This is a genomic window from Streptomyces sp. BL1 (genome assembly GCF_057628045.1).
This window is the reverse complement of sequence record NZ_JBXYWZ010000002.1, coordinates 508,079-521,279: the sequence shown is the minus strand read 5'-3', so window position 1 is coordinate 521,279 and position 13,201 is coordinate 508,079. Positions and strand designations below refer to the sequence as shown.

General features: G+C 72.3%; 12 protein-coding genes. 5 read left to right on the top strand and 7 right to left on the bottom strand.

The window, feature by feature from the left end:
- Positions 1 to 182: 182 nt before the first annotated feature.
- The 3 genes from AC3AGO_RS02510 to AC3AGO_RS02500 form a co-directional block, all read right to left on the bottom strand.
- On the bottom strand, positions 183 to 1,403 hold the full coding sequence (locus tag AC3AGO_RS02510; protein WP_487818424.1) for an MFS transporter: 1,221 nt from the start codon (positions 1,401 to 1,403) through the stop codon (positions 183 to 185).
- A gap of 212 nt (positions 1,404 to 1,615) precedes the next feature.
- Positions 1,616 to 2,941, bottom strand: a complete 1,326-nt coding sequence (locus tag AC3AGO_RS02505) for a low temperature requirement protein A (protein WP_487818423.1) — start codon at positions 2,939 to 2,941, stop codon at positions 1,616 to 1,618.
- A 236-nt stretch (positions 2,942 to 3,177) separates the two neighbouring features.
- Positions 3,178 to 3,375, bottom strand: a complete 198-nt coding sequence (locus AC3AGO_RS02500) for a peptidoglycan-binding domain-containing protein (protein ID WP_487818422.1) — start codon at positions 3,373 to 3,375, stop codon at positions 3,178 to 3,180.
- Positions 3,376 to 3,876: 501 nt separating this feature from the next.
- On the opposite strand from AC3AGO_RS02500, the gene AC3AGO_RS02495 reads away from it, so the two are divergent.
- Positions 3,877 to 4,863 carry an NAD-dependent epimerase/dehydratase family protein gene (locus AC3AGO_RS02495; RefSeq protein WP_487818421.1) on the top strand — a complete coding sequence of 329 codons (987 nt, stop codon included), beginning with the start codon at positions 3,877 to 3,879 and terminating at the stop codon, positions 4,861 to 4,863.
- A 113-nt stretch (positions 4,864 to 4,976) separates the two neighbouring features.
- On the opposite strand, the gene AC3AGO_RS02490 is transcribed toward AC3AGO_RS02495, so the two are convergent.
- Positions 4,977 to 6,530 carry a carboxylesterase/lipase family protein gene (locus tag AC3AGO_RS02490; RefSeq protein WP_487818420.1) on the bottom strand — a complete coding sequence of 518 codons (1,554 nt, stop codon included), beginning with the start codon at positions 6,528 to 6,530 and terminating at the stop codon, positions 4,977 to 4,979.
- 379 nt (positions 6,531 to 6,909) lie between these two features.
- Between AC3AGO_RS02490 and AC3AGO_RS02485 the strand changes: the two genes are divergently transcribed.
- The 3 genes from AC3AGO_RS02485 (at position 6,910) to AC3AGO_RS02475 (ending at position 8,248) form a co-directional block, all read left to right on the top strand.
- Complete coding sequence (locus AC3AGO_RS02485; protein ID WP_487818419.1) at positions 6,910 to 7,116, top strand: hypothetical protein; 207 nt, start codon at positions 6,910 to 6,912, stop codon at positions 7,114 to 7,116.
- Positions 7,109 to 7,360, top strand: coding sequence for a type II toxin-antitoxin system RelE family toxin (locus AC3AGO_RS02480; protein WP_487818418.1), 252 nt, complete (start codon positions 7,109 to 7,111; stop codon positions 7,358 to 7,360). Before AC3AGO_RS02485 ends, AC3AGO_RS02480 begins: the two co-directional genes overlap by 8 nt.
- A gap of 69 nt (positions 7,361 to 7,429) precedes the next feature.
- Entirely contained in the window at positions 7,430 to 8,248 is an 819-nt protein-coding gene (locus AC3AGO_RS02475; protein ID WP_487818417.1) for a nucleotidyltransferase domain-containing protein, read from the top strand.
- Positions 8,249 to 8,278: 30 nt separating this feature from the next.
- Here the strand turns inward: AC3AGO_RS02475 and AC3AGO_RS02470 are convergent, their stop codons facing one another.
- The 3 genes from AC3AGO_RS02470 to AC3AGO_RS02460 form a co-directional block, all read right to left on the bottom strand.
- A complete protein-coding gene (locus tag AC3AGO_RS02470; RefSeq protein WP_487818416.1) occupies positions 8,279 to 8,620 on the bottom strand; it encodes a VOC family protein in 342 nt (113 codons plus the stop codon).
- Between the two features lie 75 nt (positions 8,621 to 8,695).
- Positions 8,696 to 9,421 (bottom strand): nucleotidyltransferase domain-containing protein, encoded by a 726-nt coding sequence (locus AC3AGO_RS02465; protein WP_487824514.1) that lies wholly within the window; start codon positions 9,419 to 9,421, stop codon positions 8,696 to 8,698.
- A gap of 64 nt (positions 9,422 to 9,485) precedes the next feature.
- On the bottom strand, positions 9,486 to 10,238 hold the full coding sequence (locus tag AC3AGO_RS02460) for a class I SAM-dependent methyltransferase (RefSeq protein WP_487818415.1): 753 nt from the start codon (positions 10,236 to 10,238) through the stop codon (positions 9,486 to 9,488).
- Positions 10,239 to 11,115: 877 nt separating this feature from the next.
- Here AC3AGO_RS02460 and AC3AGO_RS02455 point away from each other — a divergent pair.
- A complete protein-coding gene (locus AC3AGO_RS02455; RefSeq protein WP_487818414.1) occupies positions 11,116 to 13,197 on the top strand; it encodes a SpoIIE family protein phosphatase in 2,082 nt (693 codons plus the stop codon).
- Positions 13,198 to 13,201 lie beyond the last annotated feature (4 nt).

Here is a 13,201-nt window from a genome sequence, read left to right as displayed (position 1 = left end):
GAGAAGGTTCCTTCCGCCGGGCGAGCGGCCGGCAAGTCGTCGACCGCTCGGGTGGGACTTCTTCGATCAGGGTGCGGCAGGTGGTGCGTGTCGAGGGGCGGGCTGGTGAGGGCGTGTCGTCGGGGGCTCGTCGGGGGCTCGGGGGGATGAGTACTGCCAACGACCGTACGCATCCCGCCCGTTCACGTCTTCCGCGTCCGCAGCACGCCCGCCAGCAGTACGACGAGCACCCCGGCCAGCGGCACCACCAGCAGGCCCATGCGCAGGCTGGTCGCGTCGGCGACCAGGCCCACCAGCGGCGGGGAGGCGAGGAAGCCCAGGCGCATGAGCCAGGAGACGAGCGTCAGTCCGGTTCCGGGCTTGAGCCCGGGCAGTTGATCGGCCTCGTGCATCGCGGCGGGCACCAGCGTGGCCACGCCGAACCCGGCGGCGGCGAAACCGAGCACCGTACCCGGCACCGTGGGCACCGCAAGCGCCAGGCCCATGCCGAGTGCCGCGATGAGACCACCGGTCCGGGCGACGGCGCGCTGGCCGAACCTGTCGGTGAGCCGGTCGCCGAGGAGGCGCCCGACGAACTGGGCTCCCACGAGGGCGATATAGCCCGACGCGGCCAGCGCGGCCGTCGCCCGCAGCGAGTCGGAGAGATAGACCGCGGCCCACGAGTTGCCCGCATCCTCCACGAGCGTGCCGGCCACGGCGATGAGGACGAGCGCGGCCATCACGTACAGGATCCGCGGGCTCCTCACCGGACCGGCCGGCCGCGCCGCGTCGTGCCCGTCGACGCCCGGTTCGCCGTCCGGCTCGTCCTCCGGCTCGGTGTCGGGTCCCGGCAGGCAGAAGCGGAGGGCGACGAAGGCGGCGGCCACGAACACCAGCGCCGAGATGCCCAGATGGATGCCCCGCGGCAGGTCGAGGGAGAGCGCGCCGGCGGCCATCGCCCCGCCGGTGACCGCGCCGATGGACCAGACGGCGTGGAAGGAGTTGATGACGGACCGCCCGTAGCGGCGCTGTACGCGAAGACCGTGCGCGTTCTGCGCGACGTCGGTGATCGCGTCCATCGCCCCGGCCACGAACAGCGCGGCGGCGAACACCGCCACGGAGCCGGCCATGCCCGCCACCAGTATTCCCACGCCGGTCAGCAGCGTTCCGGCGACGGCGGCCCGCGCCGAGCCGAACCGCCGGATGACCACCCCGGCCGCCAGACCGGCCACGATGGCGCCCGTAGGAAACGCGGCAACTGCCAGGCCGTAGGCGGCGTTGCCGATCCCGAGCTGCTCCTTGATCTCCGGATAGCGCGGCAGGAGGTTCGCGAACAGCGCCCCGTTGGTGAAGAACAGCACGGCCACGGCGACGCGCGCCCGGCGTACGGGCACGTCCGGCCGGGCCTGCGTAGCAAGACTCATGAGGCACGACCCTACGCGCAAGGCGTACGATCGTACACTCCCTTTTGTACGGGCAGCGCGGCGAGTTGAAGCAGCCGGCCCGTGCGCGGCACCGCCGCCGGGGCCCGGCCCTGTGAGGTGTCGCCTCCCGGCTCAGACGACGGCGGCCGGCCCCGGCCGACGGCCCCGGGTGCGCCGGGGCCCGGCCGGGCCGTCACCGACCGGCGGTCGGCTCACGCACCGGCCGCGTCGTTCCGGGGTTCCTCAATGCCTTGCCGACCGTGGGCTTTTACCTGCTCCAGCATCCGCTGCTGGTGCCGGTGGCCGACGGTCTCGTAGCCGACGACGGTGACGAAGGGCGCGAGCATGACGATCAACAGGCATGCCGCGAGCGGGACTCCGGCCACGGACAGCAGCACGGCTGCGGCCAGCACCACGAGCGTGAGGGTGATCAGCAGCAGGTGGAAGCGGTCGGCCGCGGACAGCAGCAGGGTGTGCAGCAGGTAGTAGACCAGCAGGAACAGGGCGACGGGGACGGCCAGCGACAACACCACGGCGGGTTCGCCGAGTTTCGAGTGGTGCTCCAGCTGCAGACCGGCCACGTGCAGCCCGGCTCCGGCGCCGGCGACGCCGATGACGAGTGGGATGTGGCCGTAGCCGAAGAGATAGCCGCGGCGGCGCCGGTGGACCAGGATGTCGCCGAACGGAGTGGAGAAGTACACCCACCACATGCCGAACGTCAGCCCGATACCGGCGACGACGACAGCGATCGCGTTCCCGCTCCAGTGCATCCCGTCCGCGCCGCCGAGCAGTTCGCCCGAGGACGCGACGGTGCCGACCACGCCCTCACCCAGCACGATGATCGCGAACAGGGCGTACCGTTCCGCGACATGGTGCGGATGCCACGGCGTACCGCCCGCATTGCCCTGGGCGAGCACCGGCAGCAGCAGCTCCAGCGCCCCCAGCAGGATGAAGGCGGGGAACGCGACGGAAAGCGGCGTCGGGGCGAACGCGACGACGACCCAGCCGACCTGGGCGATCACGGTCCAGCGGATGTTCGCCATCCCCACGGCGTGGAACTCGGGCGACTGCCGGGTCGCACGCCACCACTGCGCCACCATCGCGACACGCATCACGACGTACCCGAGCACGATCACCCGCAACTCCAGGTGATGTCCCTCCTCGACCGAGTGGAACAACGCCGGCAGGCCGAGCGCGAACACGACGACACCGATCATCTGCACCATCGTCAGGGCCCGGTACAGCCAGTCGTCGGTGCTGAACGCGGACGCGAACCAGCTGAAGCTGATCCACGCGACACTGATCGCGAACATCGCCATCACATACGCCGTGACCGCCTCTCCCGGATGCCCTTCGGCGAGCATCTCGGCAAACTGCGTCGCGGCCGTGCCGACCGCGACCACGAAGGTCAGGTCGAACAGCAGCTCCAGCGGCGAGGACACACGCCCGCTCTCGTGAGGGTCGCGCCCGGTCATAGGCGTCAGCCGGTGCGCCAGACGTCTCGTACCGGTGTTACCGGTGGGTTCGGAATCGCTCATGCCCCGCATGATGCCGCATGCACACACGGTTCCCCGCCCCGCACCGACGCCAGCGCGCCGGGCGCGGCATGCCTACCGCGACTCTCGGCTCCCGGGTCGTGTTCCGCCGCGGCCACGACGCGGACTGCGGGCCTCGAGGCAACTTCAAATACGGGCAAATGAGCCGGATTTCGCCGGAAGCGCGTGAAGGCTCCTGATGGCCGATCACCGATGTGCGGTATCGCGTCTTTCGCGACTCAGCAGATGAATGACGAGGAGCCGGCCCAGAAGGTCAGGTACGACCAGGTCTCCGGCCCGACGAGCCCATCGACGGTGATTCCGGCGCAGGTCTGGAACTTCTTGACTGCCTTCTCCGTCACCGGCCCGAAGTCCCCGTCCTCGGGGATGTTCGTGTCCGTCATCGTCAGGTTCAGGTAACACTGAGCCTGCTGCACTGCGGCTCCCTGGGAGCCGAGTTGGACAGACGGGCGGCTGTCGGTATGGATGCAGGTGTCAGCAGGCCCTTCGGGGGCGGGGTTTGCCGGCGGCTGAACGGTCCGCTGCGGTTCCGGGGGCGGTGGTGACTTTGTCGCCGTCTCCGTCCGCGTCGCGGTGACGGTCGGTGCGGACGACGGGTCACGGTCCGCATCCGAGCCTCCGCCCGTACACCCACCGGTAACGATCGCCGCGGCCAGCAAGCCGCCGAGGACTGTCCGTCGCATAGCCGCCTCCCTCGCACCTGGAGCCGTGGCAGCGTCTGCTGTTTCCCAGGGTCCTCGCTGCCTGCACCGCCCGCACTCCGAGCCCCGGCACGATGTGGCGGGCACAGCTGTGCGGGCCTGGCAGAGCTGGTCACTGGGCGCAGTACCGCCTTATACGAGGAGGCGCCTGCCACGCACGGTGCGCTGTCGGCGAACTCGTTCTTCTGTTCGCGCCCGTGGTGCTTGGCTGCCGGGATGGAGACCTTGGTGCTGGGCGGGACGGCGTGGGTGGGGCGGGAAGTGGCGCGGCGGGCGGGTGAGCGCGGTCATCGGGTGACGTGTCTGGCGCGGGGGAGCAGTGGTGAAGTCGCCGACGGTGCGCGCCTGGTGGCCGCCGACCGGCGCGACCCGGCGGCGTACGAGCGGCTGCTCGACCGCGAGTGGGACGCCGTCATCGAGGTGTCGTGGCAGCCGGGCTTCGTACGGGAGGCGCTCGCCGCGCTGGGCGGCAGGGCCCGGCGCTGGGTCTACGTCTCCTCCGTCAACGCCTACGCCTCGCACGCCACGCCGGGCGCCGACGAGTCCGCGGCACTCCTCGCGCCCACCGACCGCAGCGAAGTCGACCGCGGGCTGTACGGCGAGGCGAAGGTCGCCTGCGAGCAGGCGTCGACTGCCGCCGTCGGCGACCGACTCCTCGTCGCGCGCGCCGGCCTCATCGGCGGCCCGGGCGACCACACGGGACGTACCGGCTACTGGGTGGCCCGTGCCGCGCGCGCCCCGCACGGCCCGATGCTGATTCCCGATGCGCCGGCGATGCCGACCCAGGCAGTCGACGTACGGGACCTCACCGACTGGCTGCTGGACGCCGCGGAGAAGGGAAGTACCGGAACGTACAACGCAGTTGGCCCGACCGTGCCGTTCGAGGAGTGGATCGGGCTGTCCCGGACCCTCGGCGGCCACACCGGCCCGGTGGTCGCCGCCGATTCGGCGTGGCTGCTCGCGCACGGAGTCGCCGAGTACATGGGCCCCGAGTCGCTGCCGATGTGGCTGGTCGAACCGGGCCGGGAAGGGTGGTCGGCCCGCGACGGATCCGCGGCGCGGACCGCGGGACTCCGACACCGGCCCCGTACGGACCTGCTGTCCGACACGCTGCGCTGGGAACGCGAGCAGGGCCTGGACCGGCCACGGCGCGCGGGCCTCAGCGCCCGCCGCGAACGCGAGTTGCTCGACGCCCTCGGCTGACGGCCCGCAACTCCGCCTGCGCGCGCAACTCCCCCTGCTCGCGCAACTGCCCTGCCCGCGCGGCGAACCGCTCGGTCCGCCTGCCGACGAACTGCCCGGCTCGGAGCGGCCCGTCACCCCTCCAGCAGCGGGAGCGCCGGGAAGGTGTGGTCGCGCCACAGGCGGCGTGAGGTCTCCTCCGGGTACGTGGCGATCTGCGGTGCGGCGTCGAGGACTTGTACGAGGCGCTCGTCGGAGGTGTAGGCGGGCCAGCCCGGGTCGCCGGTGGCGGCGAACGAGGTCCAGGCCGTACGGAAGCGCGCGGACAGGGCGTGGGCCTCCGCGGGGACCTCGGGCCCGAAGAACAGAAGTCCCAGACCCACGTCCATCGTGCCGAAGGTGAGGGGGACGTCCAGCGCGTGACACGCGCCCAGCACGCCGTCCTCGGCGGGCGCCGGCCAGGTGAGCTCGTACCCGTACGCGCGGCCGCCGCCCGCGGCCTGCGCCTCCAGCAGATGCTGCGACGGCATGCGGAACAGCCAGTCGGAGTACACCTTCTCGTACAGGGCCTCCGCCGACAGGTCCGGGTAGGCCGTACGGAACGCACGCTCGCCCCCAGAGCCGGGGGCGCCGCCCGGGCCGGAGACGCCGCCCGGACCGGGGGCGAAGACGCGCAGGGCGGTGGCCGCCTGGGCGTCCGTGATCCGCCCGGCGTTCCTGTCCAGCACCAGGAACAGGCGGTATTCGTCACGGTTGTGACCGGCAATCAGCTCGACGTCCCGCCCCGCTCCGTCGGCCAGCGCCTGCCAGGGCGTGGCGGGCAGCACGTCGCCGTCGACGACCGGCGAGAACGGGGTGGGCGTGTGCGCGACCTGCCCCCAGCGACCCTCGTACTGCGGCAGAGCGGCCGCCACCGCGTCCCCCGCGGCGGCCAGCTTGTACGGGTCGAGGCCCGACAGCTCAGTGGCGGTCGGGCGCAGCCCCGTACCGGCGGCGATGGCGGCGGTGATGTCCGCGGCGAGCGGCGCCGAGAAGTACGTGCCGGGCACGCTCTGCGCGATGGCCCGCCGGAACAGCCCCGCCGCGCGCGGCATGGCCAGCAGCGCGGCGGCGGATCCCGCACCGGCGGACTCGCCGAACACCGTGACCTGGTCCGGGTCGCCGCCGAACGCGGCGATGTTCTCCCGCACCCAGGTGAGCGCGGCGACCTGATCGAGCAGTCCCCGGTTGGCGGGCGCCCCCTCGATGTGGGCGAAACCCTCGACCCCCACGCGGTAGTTGAGGGTGACCACGACGAGCTCGCCGTCGCGGGCGAGACGGGCACCGTCGTAGTTGGGGGAGTCGGCCGAACCGGCCATGTACGCGCCGCCGTAGAGCCACACCATGACCGGGCGCCGGGCGGCCGGATCCGGCGCGGGCGTCCAGACGTTGACGGTCAGCCAGTCGTCACCGGCGATCTGCGGAGCGGGCTCCATGCCGGGCAGCGTCCCCTGCGGAGGCGGCGGACCGAAGGCGTACGCCTCCCGCACCCCCTCCCACGGCAGAGCACGGCGCGGGGCGGCGAACCGGGCGTCACCCAGGGGCGGTTGGGCGTACGGGATGCCGCGGAAGACGGCCATGCCGTCCTCGTGCCGGCCACGCACCCGACCTGCGGCGGTACGGACCTCGGGCGTCTGTGCTGACGTCATCGAGCGGCTCCTTCACAGCGAACGGGCGGATGCCGGTGCAACCGGACGGCACGCTCAGCGTACGAGGGCGGCGCATCCGGTATGCGGCGGGGTGCTTATCGAGTGGGCATCCAAAGTCGTTCGAATGAATTCGAAAACGAGTTGGGTTCCCGAATGCCGGTCGGGCGCAGGCCAGTTCGACCCCTCTGTTCGTACGGGAATGAGGCCAGGTCAGAGGTGATCGGCTCTTCTCTGGCGAATTCCCGGGGGTTCATTCCGGCCGCAGAGCGCTACCGTTCTTGTGCTGCCTTGATTGACAGTAGCGGCCGGCTACCGAAATCAATGAGTGCCTCAGACCGAATGATCCAGGAACCAGGAAGCTCGGCCCGCGGAGGACAGCATGGCACGCATCACCTTCGACCCGGCAGAATCCGACGGCCTGCGGGAATCCGCGCACGGCGAGTTCCCCCACAATCCCGTCCTCGCCTACACCCTGCTGCGGCTCGCGGACGAGGGCATCGACCTCGACAAGTGCCGCTCCTGGGAAGAGATCCGCGCCGCGCGCGGCCTGCCGCCCCAGGACGGCGAAACCGACCACGTTGCCTGAGCGCGGCCCACGGCGGGCCGTCATCACCTTCGACGAAGGCGCACAGCAACTGCTCGACAGCATGAGCGAGGCCGAACTCGCCCGCCTCGACCCCGTGTTGGACGACCTCTCCGCCAACCCGGACCTCGGCACGCCACTGCGCGGCAACTCCCTCCTGCGGGACTACCGCCGCGGCCGGGTCCGCGTCATCTACTACGCCACCACCCTCGGCATGATCATCATCGTCGCCTACGTCGAAGCGTGAACCCGTACCGGGGCCACGCCCGGAAACCCCTTCATGGTCCCGTGAGGGGGCCGATTAGGGTGCGGAGGCATGATCGAGGATTCCGCGCGGGGCGCGACGGGGGTGCTGCTGGACGAGGCGGGCGTGCCCGACACCGGTGGGGCGTTGGAGCAGGCGAGCACGTATCCGCTCGTGTTCGCCACCGTCTCCGGGGCGCACCTGTACGGGTTCCCCTCCGCGGACTCGGACGTGGACCTGCGCGGAGCGCACCTGCTGCCGGTCACGGAACTGATCGGGCTGCGCGAGCCGGAGGAGACCCGTACCCGCATGTGGGAGCGGGACGGCACGGAGCTGGACCTGGTCACGCACGATCTGCGGAAGTTCGTACGGCTGATGCTCAAGCGGAACGGCTACGTACTGGAACAGCTGCTCTCGCCCCTCGTCGTGCACACCTCCCCGGCGCACGCCGAACTGGCAGCGCTCGCCCCGGGCGTCCTCACCCGGCACCACGCGCACCACTACCGCGGCTTCGCCGGCACCCAGTGGCGGCTGTACGAGCGCAGCGGTGAACTCAAGCCGCTGCTCTACACGTTCCGCGCGCTGCTCACCGGCATCCACCTGATGCGCAGCGGCGAGCTCTCCGCGCACCTGCCGACGCTGACCGAGGCCGTACCGGAGGCCCCGGCCCGGCTGCCCGGCCTCATCGAGGCGAAGGCGCGGGCCGAACACGGCACGGCGGAGGGCCTGGTGACGGAGGACGCCGTACGGGAGGAGACCGCGGCGCTGCACACGGTCCTGGACGAGGCCCAGACCTCCTCGCACCTCGCGGACGAACCCACCGCGTACGACGCCCTCCACGACTTCGTGGTCCGCTCCCGCACCAACCAGCCCCGGACAAGGGGAGGTTGACCGGGGCGAGCCCGTTCGGTCCGGCCGCGGTCAGGCGGGTGGGCCGCCGAAGCCGATCTCGTTGCCGTCGGGATCATGGAAGGTGATCTTGCGGACGCCGTTGGCGTACGTCTCGCGCTGCGTGGGCTCCAGGCCCCGCTCGGCGATCCCCGCGACGCGCTCCTCGAGGTCGTCGACGAAGAGGGTGTGCAGCGCGTGACCGCCGTGACCGGGCCGGTGCTCGACGTAGAGATACCGGTGCTCCGCCAGCTCCCACACGGCCTCCTGGTCGTTCGGGAAGAACACCGGAGGGGCGCCCAGCAGCCGCTCGTACCAGGCCAGCGCGGCCGCGTAGTCGTCGACCGGGATGCCTGCGAAGAGTTCGACAGCCATGCCCCCCATGCTAAATCCGCCACCCGCCCCCGAGCGCGCTCCCGCCCAGCCGCCCTCTGCGCAGGACCGGGGAGCTCACCGCTCAGGGCGGAGGCGCGGCTCGCTCAGGGCGGAGGCGCGGCGTACGCGGATGAGGAAGTCCTCCACGCGGGCGCGGTCCGGCTCGGCCGGCAGCGGGGTGTGGCGGGCCGCGGCGGTGGCCTCCTCGTGCAGCGTGCGCATCCACGCGGCGCACTCCTCCCACGGCACCTCACCCCGGCGTACCGCCAGCAGCGGCTCGCGCGCCGCCCCGACGTCCAGCACCAGCTCGCCGCTCCGCAGCAGATCGCGGCAGGTCATCAGCAGCCGCAGCAGATGCAGTACGTGCTTCCAGCGGGGCACGCCGTACTGTCTCAGGTCCGCTTCGAGCTTCTTGCGCTGGCCCTCGGCGTAGCCGACGAACGTGCGGTGAACCTGCCGGGAGAGGAACGCGCCGCGCAGCGCGAGGAGTTCACGGCCGGTGTCGTCCACGTACTCGACGAGCGGGGAGTGCAGACACTCCAGAATGTTCGGGTTCGCGGCGAGCGCCAGCGCGCAGAAGTGCTCCAGCTCCCAGGAGAACTGCTCCACCTCCGGCCCCTCCACGTGTGTCGGCGGCTTCTCGAAACGCCAGAACAGCGGTGCCGGCGCGGCGTAGACCCCGCGCCGGTCGGTGTCACTCTCGTCGGTGGCCAGCCCGAAGGCCCGGGACCCCAGCACGCAGGAGTACACGGTGTGTTCCCGTACGAGAGCGTGCGCCGGCACGGGAGGCGGGGGAGTCACGGAAGTCACCCGGCCATCATCGCCGCTGCCGGGGCTTCTCCGCGCCGTGCTCAAGGCTCAAGGCTCAAAGCGATACGTCGTCGGCGCCGGACGGCTTCTGCCATACGGAGACGTGGGACCGGCTGGCGGCGGTGAACGGTTCCTCGTTCCAGTCGCCCCACCGTTCCGTCAGCTCCAGCCCGGCGAGCCGGGCCATCAAGTCCAGCTCGGAGGGCCACACATAGCGGTGAGGCGAGCGGAACGCGGTGCCTCGGCCGTCCGCGAGCGTGTAGTGGTGCGAGACCAGCCGCTGGTTCACCAGGTCGTACGTGTCGAAGCCGACGTGCCGCTCGCCGACGTGGAACGGCCGCGCGGTCTCGCCCGGCGGCAGACGCTGCAGATCGGGAACGGAGACCTCGACGACGAACCGGCCGCCCGGCTCCAGATGCCGCGCGGCGTTACGGAAACACGCGACCTGCTCGTCCTGCGAGAGCAGACAGGTGATCGAGTTGTAGACGAGGCAGACCAGACTGAAGGCGCCCGGAACCTGAACGGTCGTCATGTCGCCGATGGTCACGGCCACTTCGCCGCCACCGGGCTTGCCGGCCAGCTGCCGGGCCATGGGCTCCGACTTCTCCAGCCCCGCCACTCGCAGTCCGCGGGCACTCAACGGAAGCGCGACCCGCCCCGTCCCCACCGCGAACTCCAGCACCGGCCCACCGCCCGCACGGCGTTCCAGAAAATCCACCGCGGGCCCCAGCACCTCGTCCGCGAACATGTACGCGGACGCCTCGTCATAACCCCGCGCCACCCGCTCGCTCCACACCCCCACACCCATACCGCCGCACCCTGCCACCCAGCCCTCCCGCCCCTCCACTGATTTCCCGCCCACGGAATGTGACCGCCCGGCCCGCCGGCACGCCAAACGCTCCCGCGCGGGTGCGGGGCCCGAGGGCACGCTTGCCGCGGGGGCGCGGCCCGTCGGGGGACACGGAGCGTGAGTGGGCACGGCCCCGCGTGGGCCCCTGCGAGGGCGCAGGCTCTTGCGCCGGTACGGCAAGCACGCGGTGGCGCTCCCGCGCGAGCGCGCTGCCGGCGTGGCGCGGCACCTGCGCACGAGCGACGCCCGCCCCGTCACGGGCCCCACGCGGGCGCGCTCCCGCGGCCCGCATCCGCGGCTGCGGGCTCGCCGCGCGGGCACGGCACCCGCGCAGACACGGAGCGTGCGTGGGCACGGGCCCCTGCAGGGCGCAGCTTCCGAGCCGGTACGGCGCGCATGCGATGGCGGCTTCCGCGCCGAAGCCGCGCCGCGCGGGCGCGATCTCCGCGCGAGCGCGCTGCCCGCGCGGTACGGGGCCCGTAGGCGCGGGTCCCTGCGCGGCAGCGGGGCAAGAGGGCACACCCGCCGCGCGGGTGCGGCACTCGGGGGATGCGGCTCGCATGAGCGCAGCCTCTGCCGCGAGCACGGCACCCGCGCCGGTGTGGCACGCACGCGCGCACGCCCCCCGCGGCAGAGCCGCGCTACGCGCACGCCCCCACACCGGAGCCGCGTCCGAGCCCGCGCGCTCCGGGCGGTTCCGCCCCTGCGGGGCCACCGCTCGCCGGTCAGGACACGCGGGCATGAACGTTTCCGCGCAGAATGAGGTGGCGGCCGCGCCGGTACGGACGTGGCCGCTTCGTGGACGGCACGGGAGAGGCGCGGGCGAGGAGGGACCATGCATCGCTTTGTCGGACCCTCCGACGGGACCGGTTCGCACAGCGACCCCGCAGCCTCAGCGCACGTGGCGCTGGCCGTCAACGGCATGGGCACCTTCACCTGGGACGTGGCCGGCGGCGTCATGCGCTACGACGAGGCCGGACTGGCCGTGATGGGCTTCCGGCCGGGCGAGTTCGACGGCCGGCTGGAGAGCCTGGCCGAGCGGATGGTGCCCAGCGAACTGCCGCAGCTCGAGAAGTCCGTGGACCACGCGCTGCGCGAGCGGGCCGGCTTCAGCCTCTACTTCCGTGTCCGGCACCGTGACGGCCAGCTGCGCTGGACCCACACCCAGGGCCACGTCGTCCGCGGCCCGCAGGGGAAGCCGGTGCAGGTCATCGGCATCATCCGGGACGCCAGCCAGGAACTGCGGGCCGTCGACCAGACCGAACAGCTCCGCCAGGCCCGCGACGACCGCCGCCGGCAGGCCGACATCGTCGGCCACGTCAGCGACGCGCTCGTACCGGCCGTCACCGTCGAAGACGTCGCCGAGGCCCTCACCAGCACCCGGCTCATGGAACGGATCGGCGCCTCCAGCATCCTCCTCGGCATGATCGACAACGGCCGGATGGTGCTGGTCGGCTCCAACGGAGTGGACCACGACCTCCTCCGCGACTTCCACCTGCGCCACCTGGAAGAACCGCTGCCGCTGTCCGAGGCGGTCCGCACCCGCGAGGCGGTCTTCGTCACCAGCCGGCCCGAATTCGCCCAGCGCTACCCGGCGCTGACGTCCTATCTGACGAAGTTCCCCGAGGCCGTGGCGGCGGTATATGTGCCCCTGATCGCCCAGGACACCCCGATCGGCGCGGTGGGCCTCACCTACGAGGGCAAGAGCGGCTTCCCGTCCGACGAGCGCACCGTCCTCTCCGCACTCGGCAAGGTCATCGCCCAGGCCCTGCAGCGCGCCCTGCTCTACGACCAGGAACACGAGCTGGCCGCCGGACTCCAGACCGCGATGCTCCCCGGCAAACTGCCGCACGTGCCCGGCCTGGACCTGGCCACCCGCTACCGGCCCACCCGGGCCCGCGGAGGCATCGGCGGCGACTGGTACGACGCCCTCACCCTGCCCGACGGCCGCATCGCCGCCGTCGTCGGCGACGTACAGGGCCACGATGTGACGGCCGCAGCCGTCATGGGACAACTCCGCATCGCACTGCGCGCGTACGCCGCCGAGGGCCACCCGCCCACCACCGTCATGGCGCGCGCCTCGGCGTTTCTGACCGAGCTCGACACCGACCGCTTCGCCACCTGCCTCCTCGTCCTGCTCGACCCGCACACCGGAATGACCTCGATCGTGCGCGCGGGACACCCCGAACCCGTCCTGCGCGCCGAGTCCGGCGGCAGCACCTGGCTGGAGACCCCCGGCGGGCTGCCCCTCGGCCTCACCGCGCCGAACTCCCACCCCGGCTACCCCGTCTTCGAGACGACCGTGGAGCCCGGCGCCGCTCTGATCCTGTGCACCGACGGACTCATCGAGGTGCGCGGCGAGGACATCGACCACGGACGGGCGCGGCTCCTCGACGCGGTCCGCCGCGGGCCCGCGCAGGCCGAAGAGCTCGCCGACCACCTGCTGGAGACCATGGCGGGCCACACAGGCGAGGAGGACGACGTCGCCCTCCTGATCCTGCGCCGCACCGGCGGGCGGTGGTCCCCGGCGCCCCAGATGGAGGCCACCATCGCCCCCGCCGACCCGGACGCGCTGCGGGCCGCACGCCTCTCCCTGCGCGAGGCACTGCACAGCTGGTCCCTGGAGGCACTCGCCGACACGGCCGAGCTGCTCGCCTGCGAACTCGCCACCAACGCCCTCCTGCACACCGGGGGCAGCGCGACACTGACGGCCTGGCCGGTACATCACCGGGGCCGGGGGCTGCGCCTGGCGGTCAGCGACACCTCGCCCGCCTCCCCGCGGCGCCGGGCCGCCACCGAGGGAAGCACCTCCGGACGCGGACTCATGCTCATCGAGGAACTCGCCGCCGCCTGGGGCATCGAGCCCCGCGGCAACGGCAAGACGGTGTGGTGCGAGATCATCCTCGACCGCAACTAGCCCG